This window comes from Streptomyces sp. NPDC007088 (assembly GCF_042869355.1).
Taxonomy (GTDB): Bacteria; Actinomycetota; Actinomycetes; order Streptomycetales; family Streptomycetaceae; genus Streptomyces.
The window spans coordinates 24,653-41,926 of record NZ_JBIAFO010000012.1 but is presented as its reverse complement, the minus strand read 5'-3'; the positions used below and the strand labels follow the sequence as shown (position 1 = coordinate 41,926).

At 69.4% G+C, this 17,274-nt stretch carries 15 protein-coding genes; all 15 read left to right on the top strand.

Annotated features, from left to right (window positions below; all coding sequences use genetic code 11):
• Window positions 1-123 precede the first annotated feature (123 nt).
• The 15 genes from ACFYMP_RS20180 (at window position 124) to ACFYMP_RS20110 (ending at window position 17,227) form a co-directional block, all read left to right on the top strand.
• Window positions 124-1,464, top strand: coding sequence for a sugar phosphate nucleotidyltransferase (locus tag ACFYMP_RS20180; RefSeq protein WP_388859157.1), 1,341 nt, complete (start codon window positions 124-126; stop codon window positions 1,462-1,464).
• Between the two features lie 23 nt (window positions 1,465-1,487).
• Window positions 1,488-2,189, top strand: a complete 702-nt coding sequence (locus ACFYMP_RS20175) for an SDR family oxidoreductase (protein WP_388859154.1) — start codon at window positions 1,488-1,490, stop codon at window positions 2,187-2,189.
• 223 nt (window positions 2,190-2,412) lie between these two features.
• Window positions 2,413-3,765 carry an IS701 family transposase gene (locus tag ACFYMP_RS20170; RefSeq protein WP_388859151.1) on the top strand — a complete coding sequence of 451 codons (1,353 nt, stop codon included), beginning with the start codon at window positions 2,413-2,415 and terminating at the stop codon, window positions 3,763-3,765.
• Window positions 3,762-5,252, top strand: a complete 1,491-nt coding sequence (locus tag ACFYMP_RS20165; protein WP_388859148.1) for a phosphotransferase — start codon at window positions 3,762-3,764, stop codon at window positions 5,250-5,252. Before ACFYMP_RS20170 ends, ACFYMP_RS20165 begins: the two co-directional genes overlap by 4 nt.
• A gap of 826 nt (window positions 5,253-6,078) precedes the next feature.
• On the top strand, window positions 6,079-6,783 hold the full coding sequence (locus tag ACFYMP_RS20160; RefSeq protein ID WP_388859146.1) for an EthD domain-containing protein: 705 nt from the start codon (window positions 6,079-6,081) through the stop codon (window positions 6,781-6,783).
• Window positions 6,784-6,869: 86 nt separating this feature from the next.
• Window positions 6,870-7,706, top strand: a complete 837-nt coding sequence (locus ACFYMP_RS20155; protein ID WP_388859143.1) for a type 1 glutamine amidotransferase domain-containing protein — start codon at window positions 6,870-6,872, stop codon at window positions 7,704-7,706.
• 37 nt (window positions 7,707-7,743) lie between these two features.
• A complete protein-coding gene (locus tag ACFYMP_RS20150) occupies window positions 7,744-9,390 on the top strand; it encodes a thiamine pyrophosphate-binding protein (protein WP_388859141.1) in 1,647 nt (548 codons plus the stop codon).
• The gene (locus ACFYMP_RS20145; protein WP_388859138.1) at window positions 9,383-9,982 is read left to right on the top strand and encodes a DJ-1/PfpI family protein; all 600 of its coding nucleotides are present in this window, start codon (window positions 9,383-9,385) and stop codon (window positions 9,980-9,982) included. The genes ACFYMP_RS20150 and ACFYMP_RS20145 overlap by 8 nt, the downstream gene beginning before the upstream one ends.
• Window positions 9,983-9,987: 5 nt before the next feature.
• Window positions 9,988-11,844, top strand: coding sequence for an AGE family epimerase/isomerase (locus ACFYMP_RS20140; protein ID WP_388859135.1), 1,857 nt, complete (start codon window positions 9,988-9,990; stop codon window positions 11,842-11,844).
• Window positions 11,841-12,182, top strand: a complete 342-nt coding sequence (locus tag ACFYMP_RS20135) for an STAS domain-containing protein (protein ID WP_388859132.1) — start codon at window positions 11,841-11,843, stop codon at window positions 12,180-12,182. Before ACFYMP_RS20140 ends, ACFYMP_RS20135 begins: the two co-directional genes overlap by 4 nt.
• Window positions 12,179-14,317: a glycogen debranching protein GlgX gene (gene glgX / locus ACFYMP_RS20130; RefSeq protein WP_388859129.1), complete on the top strand. Its 2,139-nt coding sequence runs from the start codon at window positions 12,179-12,181 to the stop codon at window positions 14,315-14,317. Before ACFYMP_RS20135 ends, glgX begins: the two co-directional genes overlap by 4 nt.
• 17 nt (window positions 14,318-14,334) lie before the next feature.
• The gene (locus tag ACFYMP_RS20125; RefSeq protein ID WP_388859126.1) at window positions 14,335-14,646 is read left to right on the top strand and encodes an anti-sigma factor antagonist; all 312 of its coding nucleotides are present in this window, start codon (window positions 14,335-14,337) and stop codon (window positions 14,644-14,646) included.
• 14 nt (window positions 14,647-14,660) lie between these two features.
• The gene (locus ACFYMP_RS20120; protein WP_388859123.1) at window positions 14,661-15,149 is read left to right on the top strand and encodes an ATP-binding protein; all 489 of its coding nucleotides are present in this window, start codon (window positions 14,661-14,663) and stop codon (window positions 15,147-15,149) included.
• A gap of 11 nt (window positions 15,150-15,160) precedes the next feature.
• The gene (locus tag ACFYMP_RS20115; RefSeq protein ID WP_388859119.1) at window positions 15,161-16,411 is read left to right on the top strand and encodes a PP2C family protein-serine/threonine phosphatase; all 1,251 of its coding nucleotides are present in this window, start codon (window positions 15,161-15,163) and stop codon (window positions 16,409-16,411) included.
• 48 nt (window positions 16,412-16,459) lie between these two features.
• The gene (locus ACFYMP_RS20110) at window positions 16,460-17,227 is read left to right on the top strand and encodes a MinD/ParA family protein (protein ID WP_388859116.1); all 768 of its coding nucleotides are present in this window, start codon (window positions 16,460-16,462) and stop codon (window positions 17,225-17,227) included.
• Window positions 17,228-17,274 lie beyond the last annotated feature (47 nt).

Genomic DNA, 17,274 nt, shown 5'->3' with positions numbered 1-17,274 from the left:
TACGTGATCCCTGCGGAATCCGACGACGAAAACTGGAGCGCTGTCCCGGCCTAGGGCAACGGTGGCCCAGGCGGGCTTGTCATCGAAGAAGCGGAAGTCAGTCACATTGGCGGGGGAGCGGACGTGAACCGTGACGAGGAAACAGTAGGCATCATTCTGGCCGGCGGCCGGGGAGAACGGGCCAAGCCGATCACTCTGAAGTCCCCGGACTACATCCGGAGCAAGGCGCTCATCCCGTTCGTCGGCCGGCGTCTGGTCGAGTGGATGACGGACGCCTGCCGGGCCCAGGGGATACGCCGGTTCTACGTGGTGACCCACGGCCTGGAGAACCGCACCCAGATCAAGCTCGTGCTGGGCCACGGGGAGCGGTTCGGCGTCGACATCACGTACTCGCGCTCCCGCTTCGACCGCTACAACGTGGGCTCGGCCGGTGCCACCCTGCACAATCTCGAACAGTGGGACCTGCAGGGCCGTGCGCTCGTCCTGCCGGTGGACTCGCTCTTCGACTTCGACTTGAGGGCCATGGAGGCCGTCCACGGCGCCCGCGGTGCGGCCGTCACCGTCGCCTCGGTGGCCCGCACCGCGTCGGAGATCGCCGGCAAGTACGGCGTCATGCGGACCGACGAACACGGCCTGGTCCAGGGTTTCGTGGAGAAACCCGGCACGGGGGAGCTGGGCAGGCTCTTCCCGCGGACGGTGGCCGATCCGGCCGCCACCTTGGCGACCAACGCCGGGATGTATCTGGTGGACTGCGGCCGGCTGCGGATGCTCGCCCGGGAGCCGGAACTGTTCCGGCGCTCCCACCAGCGCCTGGACTGGGGCGGTGACCTGCTGCCCTACCTCGTCGGGCGGGACGTCCCCGTGGCGACCCACACCATCGGGCGGCTGGGCGACATGGGCAATGTGCCCGACTATCTGCAGACGGTCCAGCTCGTGCTCAACGGGGAGTACGAGCAGATGAACCAGTTGATGCCGGCCCCCGACCGCGCGCCGCGGCGCCGCTGGATCCACGAGAGCAGTCTGCAGACCAAGGACGACATCGCGGGCACCACGCTGGCCCAGAAGATCGAGGACGGCTCGGTGGTCATCGGTCCGGGCGTCCGCATCGGCCGTGACGTCGAGATCGGCCCCGGGGTGCGTCTGGAACACGCCGACGTCGGCGACGGAGCCGATGTGCGCGAGGGCGCCACGGTCCTGCGGTCGGTGGTCGGCGAGTCGGCGGTCATCGGTGGCTGGGCCGACATCAGCGACACGTACGTGGGCCCCATGGCACAAGTGCTCTCCGAACGCGTCACCCCCACGCGACTGGAGCAGTTCTCGGCGATCGGCGACGGCGCCGTGCTCTGGCCGGGATCACGATTCTGCGGGGTCACGGTGTACCCGCGACTGCGGGTTCCGGCGCTGGCCGGGGTTCCCGCACAGACCGAGCTCAGGCGCGCTGACGACATCCTGCGCTGGGTGTGACGGCGCTCATCCCTGGAGGGACCATGCACAGCCCCATTGCAGTCATCGGCGGGGCCGGCCGGACCGGCGTGCTCATCACTGGGCGCCTGCACGAGCAAGGCCGTCCCGTCCGCGTCGTCAGCCGCACACCGCAGCGCGCGGTGCTGCCCCCCGGAGTGGAGCGGCGCAGCGCCGACGTGCGGTACACGGAATCGCTCGGTCCCGCCCTGCGCGACTGCTCCGCCATCGTCTTCGCGGTCGAGCCGGGCACCGCCGACTCCGGCCCGCACAGCCCGGAGACCACGGTCTACGACGGGGTGCGCAACGTGCTGGCCGCCGCGGCCGAGGGTGGCCGGCGTCCGCACATCGTGCTGGTCAGCCAGATCTACGTGACGCGGCGCGAACACCCCATGAACGCCTACGGACGGTTGCTGGACTGGAGGCTGCGCGGAGAGGACGAGGTACGTGCCTCGGGCCTGCCGTACACCGTCGTACGCCCCAGCTGGCTGACCGACGGCGAGGTCGCCGGCGCCCGGGTACGCCTGGAGCAGCACGACCGCGGCTCCGGCTGGGTCTCCAGGAAGTCCGTGGCGGAAGCGTGCGTGCAGTCCCTGCTGCTGCCCGTCGCGAGTGGCAGGACCTTCGAGCTCTACAACGAACCGGGGCAGGAACCCACCGACTGGGCCCCGCTGTTCGCCCAACTGATCCCCGACCGGATCCCGGCCTACACGGCTCCGGTGTACTGACAGGCGCCCAGCGCCTCCCGCGCGGCGGGGGCCGGCTTCCCGGCCGGCTCCCCGCCCAAGACCTGCCGGGCAACCCCCCGTCACCGGCAGGCGGGGACGCGGGACCGCGACAGGTGCTCCGCACCGCCTTGCGGCCCCGCGTCCACCCCCACGCTTTCCCACCCGAGACCGCCACGTCTCCCGGGCCCGGCGCGTGCTTTTCCTCGGCACACGACTTTCCGACATGCCCGCACGCGTGAGCGATTCCCGGACTTCACGCGACCCCATGGCACACCGGATGCGATACGTAATGGATGGAGAGGGGAGAACAGTGTCCGCAGAAGAACGGCAGCCGCTTCCCGAAAATGTTTCTCCGAAGGAATTCTCTGAGGCGCTCTCTGCGCTGCGCTCCATTCCGCGAAGCGACCAGCGGCGCTGGGGCGAGGTGTATGTCCGGGGGCTGCTCGCGGTCCGCGGGAAGAAAACCATGCGCGCTCTCGCCAACGGGGCAGGCAGCGGAGCCGAGCAAAGTCTTTACCAATTCATTAGTAAATCGCCGTGGGACGCCGAGCAAGTGCGCGGCGACCTGGCGCGTCTGCTCGTCGAGCGGGTCCAGCCCCGGGCCTGGGTGGTGCAGCCCCTGGTGATCACGAAGGTCGGCCAGCACTCGGTCGGTGTGGAGCGCCAGTGGGTCGCGCAGATCGGACGCGCCGTCAACTGCCAGCAGGCCACGAGCGTCTGGCTGGCCGGAGACCGCGGCAGCTGCCCGGTGGACTGGCAACTGGCGCTGCCCGAGTGCTGGACGGACCAGGAGAACATGCGCCGCCGCGCGTCCATCCCCGCCCATGTCGCGTCGTGCCCGCCCGAGCAGTGCGCCGTCGACTCGGTGACCAAGATGACGCGCGAGTGGGGGCTGCGTGGCCGGCCGGTGGTGATGGACCTGCGAGGGACCTCACCCCAGTCGGTGTGCGCCGAACTGCTGGCCCAGCAGATTCCGTTCGTCGTCCGCGTCGACGCCTCCTCCATCACACCGGTGCCGCCCGCCCCGGACCCGGCTCCGGGCGGGGCCGGGGACCACGACGCCGGATGGGTGGGCCCGGCCGGACTGCTCGCAGTGCTGCACAAGCAGCGGATGCCGGTGGAATGGTTCGATCACACCCGCCAGAACATGCGGGCCACCTCGGTCGGGGCCGCCCGGATCGTACTGCGCGGGAACCCGGTGGGCTCGGGCCGGCCCGAGCGCCTCGACCTCACCCTGCTGGCCGCCTGGGCGGACCCCGCGCGACGCACCCCGAGCGAGTTCTGGCTCTCGAACCTCGCGCAGTCGCAGCTGGGCACCGTGTACCGGACGGCCATGCTCTCGCGGCGCGTCCAGCGAGACCTGCAGGAGGTGAGCGACGGTCTGGGGATTCGTGACTTCGAGGGCCGCTCCTACCGGGGCTGGCACCACCACATGACGATGGTGTCCCTCGCCCACGCCGCCACCGTGTTGTCGGCCTCGCCCGCCAAGGCCCCGACCGCGCCCGCCGGTTCGGGTCTGCTGACACCTCTCCGGGCGAAGAAGCCGGTCCGGGGCGTGAAGGTGAGCGCCCTGTGAGCGCGAGTGGCCTGCCGACCAGGACGAGCCGGTCGCCGGAGACGTTGACGGCCGGGGACCTGAGCGGGGTCGTCGAGGACCTGTGCCGCCTTCTGCCCCGCTGGCTGCCCGCCAGGCGCTGGTACGCGGGCAAGAACCACGGCGTGCCCCAGGTGCGGCCCGAACTCGTACAGATCGTCCGGTCCGGGACGCCGACCCTGATGCAGAGCGTGTTCCGCGCCGATGACGACGCGTGTTACCAGCTGCTCGTCGCCGTCGTGCCCGATGACCCGGCAGTCGCAGCCGAGGTGCCCGCCGACGCCGTGATCGGCCGCAGCCGCACCGCGGAAGGGCGGGAGCTGCTCCTGTACGAGGCCGGCGGCGACGCGCGACTGCTCTCGGAGCTGCTGACCCGGTTCGCCGAGGCCACGCCGTGCGGAGCCCTTGAGTTCCACCGCCTGCCCGGGGCCGGCATCCCCACCGGACTGCGGGCGCGGCCGCTCACCGCGGAGCAGTCCAACACATCGGTGGCCTACGGCGATCGGCTGATGCTCAAGGTGCTGCGCCGCATCCTGCCCGGAGCAAACTCGGAGCTGGAGGTGCTGACCGCACTCACCAGAGCCGGTGACGTACCCAGTGCGGCGCCGGTGGCGTGGTCCCAGGTGGCCGGCGCAGACGGCGCGCCACCCACGACCCTGTGCATCCTCCAGGAGTTCGTGCCCTCGCACGGGGACGGCTGGAAGATTGCCACGGCGCGGGCGCAGGGCTACATCCAAGGTGACGGCGCCGCCCTGGGCGGCTTCTTCGACGACGCCTTCGCGCTCGGGCAGGCCACGGCCCGGGTCCACCTGGCGCTCGCCGAGCAACTGCCCACCCGCACCCTCGACGTGGCCGGGGCACAGGAGCTGACCGACAGCCTCACAGCCCGGCTCCACGAGGCGTGCGTCGAGGTCCCCGATCTGGCCCCCTACGCACGCCGCTTGCAGAGGGCGTACCAGGACCTGAGCGAAGAGGTCAGGCGCGGCAACCCGCTGCCGGTCCAGCGCGTCCACGGGGATCTCCATCTCGGGCAGGTGCTGCGCACCGACGAGGGATGGGTCCTGATCGACTTCGAGGGCGAGCCCGGACACCCCTTCGAGGAGCGCAGGCGCCCGCGGCCCGCGTTCCGGGACGTCGCCGCCATGCTGCGCTCCTTCGACTACGCGGCCCGTCAGGCCCTCGACGACCTCCTGTCCACCTCCTTGTACCGCCAGTCCAGCGACTACCGCGCGGCACTCCTGTCCCGCCGGGCCTCCGCCTGGGCCGCCGAAGGCCGGCACGCCTTCTGCGCCGGGTACACCGAGGGGGGCGGCCAGAACCCCGGCGCGCGCCCCGCGCTGCTTCGCGCGCTGGAAGCCGACAAGGCGGTGTACGAAGCCCTCTACGAAGCGCGCAACCGGCCCTCGTGGCTGCCCATCCCGCTCGCCGCGGTACGTCGGCTCGCGCAGGGCAGCGGGCTCGCGGACTGACGCGAGGGCCATGGGCACCGAAGGCCGTCCCGGCACGGAGGTCGCGACGGGAGACGGCCCGGCCGGCCGGTCCGTCGCACCTCAACTGGTGCGCACCGGGGGCTTGCCCGTCCCGGGCCTCGGACGCGGACGATCGCCGCGACACCAGATCGACCGCGGCCCCCTCTGATCCCCGGAAGACATCTCACTACCGCGCGGCGGCGCGAGCCCCGCGGACGCCGGCTCGCTTCCACCCGCACGGCGCCGCACCACCCACCGGCCGCCCGGTGTGCCGGGTGCCGCACCCGTCAGGTGCCGCCCCACACGTCCCGGCGCGGAGCCACGAGCGAAGTGCCGGCTCGGCGGTGCCCGCCACCGGTGTGCTCGACCCTGGCCCCACGGTGACCACCCGCGGCAGCGGGTGTGCCGTTCGACGCCTGGACCGGGCGGCCCGGCTGACGGTGGTCGCCGAGACTCCGGCCGCCGACTGAGGCCGCGGGCCCTCTTCCGCTCGGGGCGCCACCGCGGACACGTCCCTCCTCGTCCGCGCCGGGGCCCTCCGCACGGCACTCGGCCGTGTGGCGGCCGGTCCCGGTCAGCGCACCCGCGTCCCCGGCGCGCGCGGCCCGAGCGTCACCACCCCGCATTCCCGGCAGGTACCGGCGGCAGGACGGCCGGCTGCGCGCACCGCCTCCGGTGCCGGCTGCCTCCTCCATTCGCCGGCCATAAATCGGAATGACAGCCTTCCGGTGCCCGGCGGTCGACAGGTCAGGAAGTCGATTTCGCTTCCTTGGCTTATCCGTCGGCCTCTGGACATGATGAATGTGCCCCTCCAAAGGAGAATTCGATGATCCACCAGTTCATTCTGGCGGCGCCCAAGCCGGGCATGTCCGCGCAGGAATTCCAGGACTACTGGGTAAATGTCCACGCGGTGCAGTACGCATCCAAGATTCCACAGATCCGCAAGTATCTGGTCGACACGGTCGTGGCCGTCGAGGGGAACCTCGGGGAGCCGGCCCTGCCGCACCAGGGCATCGCCGAGATCTTCCTGGCCAACGGCGAGGAGCAGCTGGCCTCGCTGCAGACCGAGGAGTTCCTGCAGGGCGCCCGTCTCGACGAGCCCAACTGGGCGGCGTTCTGGCAGACCATCGTGATCGACACCACCGCGCACGAGATCGTTCCCGGCCCGCCGCAGGTCCGCGGCCAGGAGTGGGTCAAGCTCACCGTGCTGCAGAAGCGGCGACCGGGTCTCGCCCTCGACGACTACCGCAAGCAGACCCTCGACTCCTACGCCTCGGTCGTCAAGGGCACCCCCGGGCTGCGCCGCTACCTGCACGCACACACCGTGGACGGTGCCTACGTCTTCGGCGAGGCCGCCTTCGACAGCGTCGAGCAGTTGTGGTTCGACGACGTGAACGCCCTTGAGGAAGCCTTGCGTTCGCCTTACTTCACCGAGCAGGTGAAGGCCGCGCGCGAGGAGATCGCCGACGAGAAGTACGTGTTCTCCGTGGCGGCCAAGGAGAACTGGATCATCGGCCCCCAGGCCCGCTGATCCCCCTGGCCCGGTGGCTCGGGCGCCGCCTCCGTGCGGCGCGGCGCCCCGCCGCCCATCCCGAACCGATAACTGAAGGAGCCGGCGTGTCCAGGAAGAACGCCAAGAAGATCCTCGTGATCCTGTCGGAGTACGGCTACTGGGGCGAGGAGCTCGTGGGGCCCCTGCACCACTTCGACCAGCGCGGCTACGAGGTGCAGTTCGCCACCCCCACCGGCAAGCGGGCCCACGCGCTGCCGCCGTCGATGGACCCCGACTACATCGACCCGCCGCTCGGACGCTCGGTCACCTCCGAGGAGGTGGCGAAGCTGACCCAGGAGATCGACGCGTCCTCCCGTCTGGACGACCCGATCGACATCTCCAGCTGGCTGCCCGAGCGTCCCTACACCGCGGACGACGACTACCTGCGCAAGCTGGAGGCCTACCACCGGGCGGTCGACGTGGTGGCCCAGGAACTGGACGACTACGACGCGCTGCTCGTCGTCGGCGGCTCGGGCCCGGTCGTGGACCTGGCCAACAACGAGCGCGTGCACCAGATCATCCTGTCCTTCCTGCGGGCCGACAAGCCGATCGCGGCCGAGTGCTACGGCGTCGCGCCGCTGGCCTTCGCCCGGGACTGGGAGGACCGCAAGTCGATCATCTGGGGCAAGCACGTCACGGGCCACTGCAAGGAGTACGACTACAAGGACGGCACCGGCTTCCTCGGCACCGACTTCGTGATCGGTCCGCCGCCGTACCCGCTGGAGTACATCCTGCGTGACGCCACGGGCCCCGAGGGTGCCTACATCGGGAACTTCGGAAAGGAGACCTCGGTGATCGTGGACTATCCGTTCATCACCGGGCGTTCCACACCGGACTCCTACCTGACCGGAGAAAAGGTCGTCGAGGTGCTTGAGGACGGCCTGCGCCGCTTCGGCTGGTAATTCGCCGCGACGGTCGCGAAATCGAGAGAAGGCAGACATGGCCAGGCAGGGTAATGCGGCGATCATCGAGCAGTTCATCGCCGACGGAATTCCATTCATGTTCGGCAACCCCGGAACCGTCGAGCAAGGATTCCTGGACGCGCTGGAGGACTACGACGACCTCCAGTACATCCTGACCCTGCAGGAGACTGTCGCAGTCGGCATCGCGGACGGCTACGCCCGTGCCACAGGCCGGCCCGCGCTCCTGCAGTTGCACAGCGGGGTCGGCCTGGGCAATGCCATCGGCATGCTCTACCAGGCCAAGCGAGGTCACTCGCCCATCCTGACGATCGCCGGCGAGGCGGGCGTCCAGTACGAGTCCATGGACGCCCAGATGGCAGCCGATCTGGTGGCCATGGCCACACCGGTGACCAAGTACGCCACGCGCGTCACCGATCCGCGCTCCGTGCTGCGGGTGCTGCGGCGGGCGATGAAGATCGCCATGACTCCGCCCATGGGCCCGGTCTTCGTGGCGCTTCCGCTGGACGTGCTCGACGCACTCAACACCGAACAGGTCGTACCGACGGCCGCACCCAGCACGCGCAGTGCCCCCTCCGACGCGCTCCTGGGCCAGGCGGCACGGCTGCTGTCGGGCGCCAGAAGGCCCGTCGTTCTGGTGGGCGACGGCGTCGCGGCGTCCCAGGCGCAGCGCGAACTGGTCCAGGTGGCCGAACGGCTGGGCGCCGACATCTACGGGGTCAACTACTCCGAGGTGAACCTGGACGTCACACACCCGCTCTACCGCGGGGACCTCGGCCACATGTTCGGCGCCGTCAGCACGGCCGCCGTCAGTGACGCCGACGTGGTCCTGATCGTCGGCACGTACACCTTCCCCGAAGTCTTCCCCGACACGGGGGACCCCTTCAGCGCCGACGCGCGCATCGTCCACATCGACCTCGACGACTACGAGATCGCCAAGAACCACCCCGTCACCCTGGGCCTGGTGGCCGATCCCAAGGAGACGTTGAGCGCACTGGACGAGCACCTGCGGCGCGCCCTGTCCGACCACGACCGATCGGCGGCGGCGGACCGTCTCGGGGCGCGCCGCGACGAGCGGCCGGCCGAGGTGAGCGACGACGGGTCACTCCTGCACGCCTTCATGAGGGAGCTGGCGCGGCAGGCCCCGGACGACGTCATGATCTTCGACGAGGCGCTGACGGCGTCCGGCGCCCTCAACGCGTACCTGCCGGGTCGCCTGCCGGGTCACTGGTTCGCCACCCGCGGCGGCTCGCTCGGCGTCGGCATCCCCGGAGCGATGGGGATCAAGCTGGCGCACCCGGACAAGACCGTGATCGGCTTCACCGGCGACGGCGGCTCCATGTACACCTTCCAGGCGCTGTACACCGCCGTGCGGCACCGCATCGGCGCCAAGTTCGTCGTCTGCAACAACCAGAGCTACAAGCTGCTCGACAACAACATCGAGCAGTACTGGCGGGAGCGCGACGTGGCCCCCCACGCGTACCCGACCCCGTTCGACCTCTCCCACCCCCGGCTGGGATTCACGCAGATCGCCGAGGGCTTCGGAGTCCAGGCCCTGCGCGTGGAGGACCACCATCAGGTCGCTGACGCGGTCAAGCAGATGCTCGCCAACGACCAACCCTTCCTGATCGACCTGCACACCACCCAAGGAGCTGAACGTGGCTGACGTACCGTCCCGTGACGGCGTGCTCAGCGGGCGCAAGGTAGCGATCCTGGCGGAGAGCGACTTCTACGAGCCCGAGATCGCCTACTACCAGCGCCGCTTCGCCGAGGAAGGCGCGCGAGTCGACTTCGTCACCCGGCTGTGGGGCAACAAGTCCATCACCTTCACCGGGCACGAGCACCGCGCGCCCCTGACCGTCACCCGCAGCCTGGAAGACCTCGACGACCGCCGGCTGCGCGAGTACAGCGCGCTGATCGTGCCCTCCGGCATGGTGGCCGACCGGCTGCGCTACACCGAGGACCTTGAGCAGCTCGCCCCCGCGACGGACCTGCTGCGCCGGGCCTTCGCCCGGTCCGGCGTCGTCAAGGGGATCATCTGCCACGGCATGTGGCTCGCCTCGTCGATCCCGTACGTCGTGCGCGGACGCAAGGTGGTCTGCCACAACAACCTGCTCGGTGACGTGCGCAACATGGGCGCCAACTACGTGGACCAGGACGTCGTCGTCGACGGGGATCTGGTGACCGCACGCACCGGCGACCACTGCCATCTCTTCGCCAGGACCATCATCGACGAACTAGTACTGCGAGGGGCGTGACTGTCATGTCCACTACACAAGACACCGCCAGGAAAGTCGACTTCACCTTCTCCGACACCATCGCGGGGCGGGTGGCCGGTTTCGACCGCGCCACCCGGGTCTTCACCCTGATCACCGCCGACGGCCGGTCCTTCGACGTCAGCCTCGACGGCGGCCCCTCCGCGGAGCTGTTGCACAACCTCGGCGAGCCCTACCAGGACGCCTCGGGGCATGTCGACGAACTGCTCACCCAGGACGCGTTCGTCCTCGCGTACGGCGTGTTCTACCCGCACGGCACGACACTGCGGTTCGAGGCCAAGCGGCTGATATTCGTCGGGCGCGACCCGCAGGACTTCCGCTTCGAGGAGACCGGCTGGTGGGTCCGGCAGATCAGGGAGATCGCCGGCTTCTACCGCAAGGCCCAGTTCGGGGACGGACCCGTCGACTTCACCGACTACCGTACCGAGATCCGCCTCGGCGGCGACAAGACGGCCAGCCATGTCCAGGAGACGGACACCATCTCGCGGCTCGTCTACGGCATGGCCTCCGCCTTCCTGCTCACCGGCGACGACGAGTACCTGGAGGTCGCCGAGCGCGGCACCGAGTACCTGCGGGAGCACATGCGGTTCGTGGACACCGACGAGAACGTCGTGTACTGGTACCACGGCCTCAAGGTCGACGGGGACGTCGAGACGAAGCTGTTCACCTCCGAGTTCTCCGACGACTACGACGCGCTGCCCGCCTACGAGCAGATCTACGCGCTCGCCGGGCCCGTGCAGACCTACCGGATCACCGGCGACCCCCGGATCAAGGCCGACGCCGACGCGACCATCCGGCTCTTCGACCGCTTCTACCTGGATGCCCAGGAGGGTGGCTACTTCTCGCACATCGACCCGATCCTGCTCAGCCCGGACCACGCCTCCCTCGGTCCCAACCAGGCGCGCAAGAACTGGAACTCGGTCGGTGACCACGCGCCCGCCTACCTGATCAACCTGTACCTGGCCACCGGCGAGCAGCGCTACGCCGACATGCTGGAGTACACCTTCGACACGATCGTCGAGCGCTTTCCCGACCTGAAGAACAGCCCGTTCGTGCAGGAACGGTTCCACCGGGACTGGACGCCCGACACCACCCACGGCTGGCAGCAGAACCGGGCGGTGGTCGGCCACAACCTGAAGATCGCCTGGAACCTGATGCGCATGAACTCCCTGCGCCCCAAGGACGTCTACCTGCAAACGGCCGTGGCGCTCGGCGAGACCATGCCCGAGGTCGGCAGCGACCGTCAGCGAGGCGGCTGGTACGACGTGGTCGAGCGCGTCAAGGTGGACGGCGAGGAGCGCTTCCGCTTCACCTGGCACGACCGCAAGGCGTGGTGGCAGCAGGAGCAGGCCATCCTCGCCTATCTGATCCTGCACGGGGTCACCGGCCGGCTGGACTTCCGTACGGAGGCGCGCGACGCCCAGTCGTTCTACAACGCGTTCTTCCTCGACCACGACGAGGGCGCCGTCTACTTCAACACGCTGGCCAGCGGCCTGCCCTACCTCCTGGGCGTGGAGCGGCTCAAGGGCAGCCACTCGATGTCGATGTACCACTCGGCCGAGCTGTGCTACCTGGCGGCGGTGTACAACAACCTGTTGGTGGACGGCAGTTCCATGGACTTCTGGTTCAAGCCCGACCCCGCGCAGCTTCCCGGCCGCGTCCTGCGGGTCGCCCCCGATCTGCTGCCCGCCGGCTCCGTGCGCATCGCGGCCGTGGAGATCGACGGCGTCGAGCACACCGATTTCAGCGCCCAGGCCCTGACCGTGCGCCTGCCCGAGACCTCCGGCCGCGTCAAGGTCAAGGTCCGGCTTGAGGGCGAATCCCGCGTGGGGGTGAAGGGATGACGGTCAAGGTCAGCTCACACGTACGTTCCGGTCTCACGGTCGTCGCGCTGGAGGGTGAGATCAACTCCACCACTTCCGGCGGGCTGCAGGCCGAGCTGCTGCCCCTCATCGCCGAGGGCGCGGCGGTACTGATCGACCTCACGGGCATCTCCTACATCTCCAGTGCCGGACTGCGCACCCTGCTCATCGTGCACCGCCACGCCCAGCAGCTGGCTGCCGAGATCACCCTGGTCGGTCTCTCCGAGGAGGTCTCCTTCGTCATGTCCGCCACGGGCTTTCTGGACTTCTTCCGGGTGGCCGAGGACCTGGACGCCGAACTGGAGCGTGCGACCCGATGAGCACCCAGGACATCCGAGAGCGCGTCGACGCCTTTCCCACACACCGGATCGGCCCCTACCGCGTCAGGGCAGGCCGGCCCTTCCCCTACGGCGCGACCCCGGTGGCCGGCGGTGTCAACTTCTCCGTCTACTCGGACGGCGCCACCTCGATGAGCCTGGTGCTCTTCGAGCGTGGCGCCACCCACCCCAGTGCGGAGCTGGAGTTCCCGCCCGAGTTCCGCATCGGCAGCGTGTACGCCATGACGGTCTTCGGGCTCGACACGGAGAACCTGGAGTACGGATTCCGTGCCCAGGGCCCCTTCGACGCCGCCCGCGGCGACCGCTTCGACGGCACCAAGGTCCTCAGCGACCCCTACGCGCGGCTGATCTCGGGGCGCGAGGTGTGGGGGCAGGAGCCCGACTGGGACAACGTCTACCACTACCGCGCCCAGGTGCTCAACGACGACTTCGACTGGGGCGGCGACCGGCCCCTGGGCATCGCCGCCGAGGACCTCGTCATCTACGAGACGCACCTGCGCGGGTTCACCCGCCACCCCTCCTCCGGGGTATCGGCGCCGGGCACGTACGCCGGACTGCGCGAAAAGATCCCGTACCTCAAGGAGCTGGGCGTCAACTGCCTCGAACTCCTGCCCGTGTTCGAGTTCGACGAGCTGGACAACCCCCGCGTCAATCCGGTGACCGGCGAGCGGCTGTACAACTACTGGGGCTACAACACCGTCTCCTTCTTCGCCCCCAAAGCGGGTTACGCCGCCACCGGCCCCTTCGGTATGCAGGCCGACGAGTTCAAGTCGCTCATCAAGGAGTTGCACAAAGCCGGCATCGAGGTGGTCCTCGACGTCGTCTTCAACCACACGGCCGAGGGCAATGAGCAGGGCCCGACCATCTCCTTCCGCGGGCTCGACAACGCCACGTACTACATGCTCACGCCGCACGGCGAGTACTACAACTTCAGCGGCACCGGCAACACCGTCAACTGCAACCATCCGGTCGTACGGGACTTCGTCCTCTCCTGCCTGCGCCACTGGGTTGCCGAGTACCACATCGACGGGTTCCGCTTCGACCTCGCCGCCATCCTCGACCGCGCCCCGGACGGCACGCCGCTGCCCAACCCGCCGCTGCTCGAACAGCTCGCGCACGACCCGGTCTTGCGGCACACGAAGCTGATCGCCGAGGCATGGGACGCGGCCGGCCTCTATCAGGTGGGCCATTTCCCCAACTACGGCCGCTGGTCCGAGTGGAACGGCAAGTACCGCGACACCGTGCGGCGCTTCGTCAAGGGGGAGCCGGGCCTCGTCGGTGAGCTGGCCACCCGCATGGCCGGCTCGCCCGACCTCTACCAGGGCCGTACCTCCAGCGCCTCGGTCAACTTCGTCACCGCGCACGACGGATTCACCCTCCTCGATCTGGTCTCCTACAACGGCAAGCACAACGAGGCCAACGGCGAGAACAACAACGACGGAGCCAACGACAACGACAGCTGGAACTGCGGCGAGGAAGGGCCCAGCACGCTCGCCCACGTCCGCGATCTGCGCATGCGGCAGATGAAGAACCTGCTGACGATCCTGCTCATGAGCCAGGGCATCCCGATGATCCTCGCCGGTGACGAGGTCGGCCGCACCCAGCTCGGCAACAACAACACCTACTGCCAGGACAACGAACTGTCCTGGTTCGACTGGGACCTGCTGAAGACCAACGCGGAACTGCTGGACTTCACCCGGAAGCTGATCGCGTTCCGGCACGCCCACCCGGTACTGCGCACCAGCGAACACCCCACGGGTACCGACCGGGTCGGCAGCGGCCTTCCCGACGTCAGCTGGCACGGCGTGCGGGCCTGGACCCCGGACTGGGCCGAGCACGGCAGGGTCCTGGCCCTGATGCGCTGCGGCCGGCACGCCAAGGGCGGCAGCGTGCGGGACGAGCACGTGTACGTGGCCGTGAACGCCCACTGGGAAGCCCACGAACTGGAGCTTCCCGACCTGCCCGGCGATCAGGTCTGGCACCTGTTCGCCGACACCGGGGCCGGCGCCCACCGCGTGGGCGAGGAACCGAGGCTTCAGTACCCCGGGCGCTACCACCTGGGACCCCACTCCGCGGTCGTCCTCGTAGGACGCGCCGTCCACTCGCCGACCGGCTGATGCGAAGGAGCACCATCGTGACTTTCGACGTGCAGATGATGATCAACGACAACGTCGCCACCATCCAGGTGACAGGCGACCTGGACGCCGCGACCGCGGGCTGGTTCCACGACACCATCAACAGGGCCGCCGACGCCGGCGCCGTGGAACTGGTCATCCGGGCCGAGAGGCTCAGCTACCTCTCCAGTGCCGGCCTGCGCTCCCTGGTCTTCGCCCGCCAGAAGATGGGCGAGGACGTCCGTGTCGCCGTCGTGGGCGCTTCCGACCTCGTGGCCCGCACCATCAGGCTCGCCGGATTCGACCGCAGCATCGATCTTGTGGACGCCTGAAGGGACGTACCGAGATGACGTTCGACTTCGAGGCCGCGGGCGACACCAAGGCCGCGGACGCCGCTCAGACGTCGCGGAGCGGCCGAGCGAACGCGCTCCGGGTTCCCGCGGTGATCGAGGCGCTGGAGCAGGTCTCCGACTTCGTGGTGGATCTGGGCAGGCGGGCCCGCCTTTCGGAGAGCTCCCTCTACCGACTGCGCCTCGCCGCCGACGAACTGGCCACCAACATCGTCCTGCACGGATACGGCGGCGAGACGGGCGAGATCACCGTCGACGGCGGCATCGACCCGGGCGATGTGTGGGTCCGCTTCCAGGACGACGCCCCCGCCTTCGACCCGCGCCAGGGCCTGCACGAGCCGGCGCTCGACGTGCCCCTGGCCCAACGGGAGATCGGTGGCCTGGGTGTCTTCTTGGCGTTCACAGCAGTGGACGTCTTCGAGTACGAGCTGGTCGCGGGGCGCAACGTGAGCACCCTCGTGATGCGCCGGCCGGCAGGGGAGTAGGCGAGGCGGAGATGGCGCAGACGAACGTTCTGATACTGGACGAACACCGGAGGCCACCGGCGGGGCTGGCCAAGGCGCTGGCCGCGGTGGGGGCCGAGGCCCACACCCGCACCCCCGGCGAGGTCCTGTCCGACTCGCGCGGCCGGATGCCGGCAGTGACCGCACTGCTCGCCAACGCCGCCCTCTCGCCCCACACCGTCAGGTCGGTGACCCGGCGACTGGCCGACGAGGGCCAGCAGCCCACCGTGGTGGCCTACGCGGAACGCGACCTGCACCTCCTGGACGACCACGTGCGCGCGGGCTCGGACTACCTGCTCCCACCCTTCCACCCCGTCCTGGTCGAGGCCCGGCTGCGCGACTGCCACCAGCACGCCGAGCTGAACCGCAATATCGAAGAGGTTGCCGCGCACGCCGAACTGCTCAGCTACGAACGCGAGTTGGAAATAGGCCGGGAGATCCAGCTGGGATTTCTCCCCGAGTTCCTGCCGAGCCCCGCCGACTGGGACATCCGCGTGAGGTTCCGGCCCGCGCGCACGGTGGCCGGCGACTTCTACGACGTCTTCGAGCTGGTCAACCGGCGCCGCCTGGGGCTCGTCGTGGCCGACGTGTGCGACAAGGGGGTCGGCGCCGCCCTCTTCATGGCGCTCATCCGCTCCTTGCTGCGGCACACCGCGGAACAGAGCGGCCTGCAGAGCCTCATCGCGGCGGACCTGATGGGGGAGGACCCGGGCGGAGCCGAACACACCCGGGCCATCCCCGTCGTCGGGGCCACGCCGCTGCTGAACGCGGTGGTGGGCACCAACAGCTATCTGACCCGCAACCACATGAAGCAGGGCTACTTCGCCACCATGTTCTTCGGCGTCCTGGACCCCGTCACCGGCAACCTCGTGTACATCAACGGCGGCCACAACCCGCCCGTCCTGATGAGCGGCAGTGGCGGTGAACCGCAACTGCTCGAACCGACGGGACCCGCGATCGGGGTCATGCCCGACGTGACCTTCTCCCTGGGCTACGCCCACATGAGCCCGGGGGACACGCTGTTCATCTACACCGACGGAGTCACCGAGGCCCGCTCCGGGACCGGAAGCTTCTTCGGTGAGGACCTCCTCGTCGAGCAGCTGACCGAAGCCACCCTGCACAGCGAGGAACTGCTCGACCACATGGACGGCGCGCTGAGTGACTTCGTGGGCACGGCGGAACAGTCCGACGACATCACCATGCTGGCCGTGCACTGGAAGACACCGGCCGCGACCGCCGACTGACCACTCAGCGGCGAGGCTGCCGACCCCCCAATCCGTCAGGTGGAGAACATGTCGCAGATCATCACGGTGCACTCCTACCGAGGAGGCACCGGCAAATCCAGCATGGCCGCCAACCTCGGCCTGCTGCTGGCCGCCTCGGGCCTGCGCGTCGCCCTGGTGGACACCGACATCCAGACTCCGGCACTGAACGTACTCTTCGGCGACCTCACGATTCCCGCCCGACGGTCACTGACCGACTACCTCATCGGCCGCTGCGAGATCGAGGACGCCGCCTACGCGGTCGACCAGAGCGCCGGACACGACGGGTTCTTCCTGGTCCCGGCCAGGAGTCAGAGCACCGCAGTCAACGAGATCATGGGCCGCGGCTACGACGTCGGGCTGCTGCGCGAGGGCTTCGACCGGCTCATCGACACCCTGGCCCTCGACGTTCTCCTGCTCGACACGCACGCCGGCTTCAACAACGAGACGGTCACGGCGATGGCGAGTTCCGACGCCCTCGTCGTCGTCACCCGGGCCGACCGACTGGACCTCGCGGGCGCCCGGGAGACCCTGGCCCTGGCCGGCCGTCTCGGATTCGGTGCCCTGAGCATCGCCGTGAACATGGCCCCCGGGGGCGCCGTGAGCGAACGGATGATCGGCGAAGTCGAGAGCGCCTATCAGACCCGCATCACCACCGTCCTGCCCTACGCACCCGAAATGGCGCAGATGGCGGGCGAACGGGTCTTCGCCACGGCCTACCCGCACCATCCGCTGGTCTCGGGGTTCCGCCGCATCATCTCCGACGTCAGCAACGGCACCACCGCGATCCGCCGCTGACGCACGCCCCCGCGCCGACCCATCCGCCGCGACCTCCCAGGAGGCAC

Bases quoted from the DNA above. Each gene is read 5' to 3' on its own strand.
- ACFYMP_RS20175 (WP_388859154.1), top strand. From the start codon at position 1,488: ATGCACAGCCCCATTGCAGTCATCGGCGGGGCCGGCCGGACCGGCGTG.
- ACFYMP_RS20170 (WP_388859151.1), top strand. From the start codon at position 2,413: ATGCCCGCACGCGTGAGCGATTCCCGGACTTCACGCGACCCCATGGCA.
- ACFYMP_RS20160 (WP_388859146.1), top strand. From the start codon at position 6,079: ATGATCCACCAGTTCATTCTGGCGGCGCCCAAGCCGGGCATGTCCGCG.
- ACFYMP_RS20150 (WP_388859141.1), top strand. From the start codon at position 7,744: ATGGCCAGGCAGGGTAATGCGGCGATCATCGAGCAGTTCATCGCCGAC.
- ACFYMP_RS20140 (WP_388859135.1), top strand. From the start codon at position 9,988: ATGTCCACTACACAAGACACCGCCAGGAAAGTCGACTTCACCTTCTCC.
- ACFYMP_RS20135 (WP_388859132.1), top strand. From the start codon at position 11,841: ATGACGGTCAAGGTCAGCTCACACGTACGTTCCGGTCTCACGGTCGTC.
- glgX (WP_388859129.1), top strand. From the start codon at position 12,179: ATGAGCACCCAGGACATCCGAGAGCGCGTCGACGCCTTTCCCACACAC.
- ACFYMP_RS20120 (WP_388859123.1), top strand. From the start codon at position 14,661: ATGACGTTCGACTTCGAGGCCGCGGGCGACACCAAGGCCGCGGACGCC.
- ACFYMP_RS20115 (WP_388859119.1), top strand. From the start codon at position 15,161: ATGGCGCAGACGAACGTTCTGATACTGGACGAACACCGGAGGCCACCG.
- ACFYMP_RS20110 (WP_388859116.1), top strand. From the start codon at position 16,460: ATGTCGCAGATCATCACGGTGCACTCCTACCGAGGAGGCACCGGCAAA.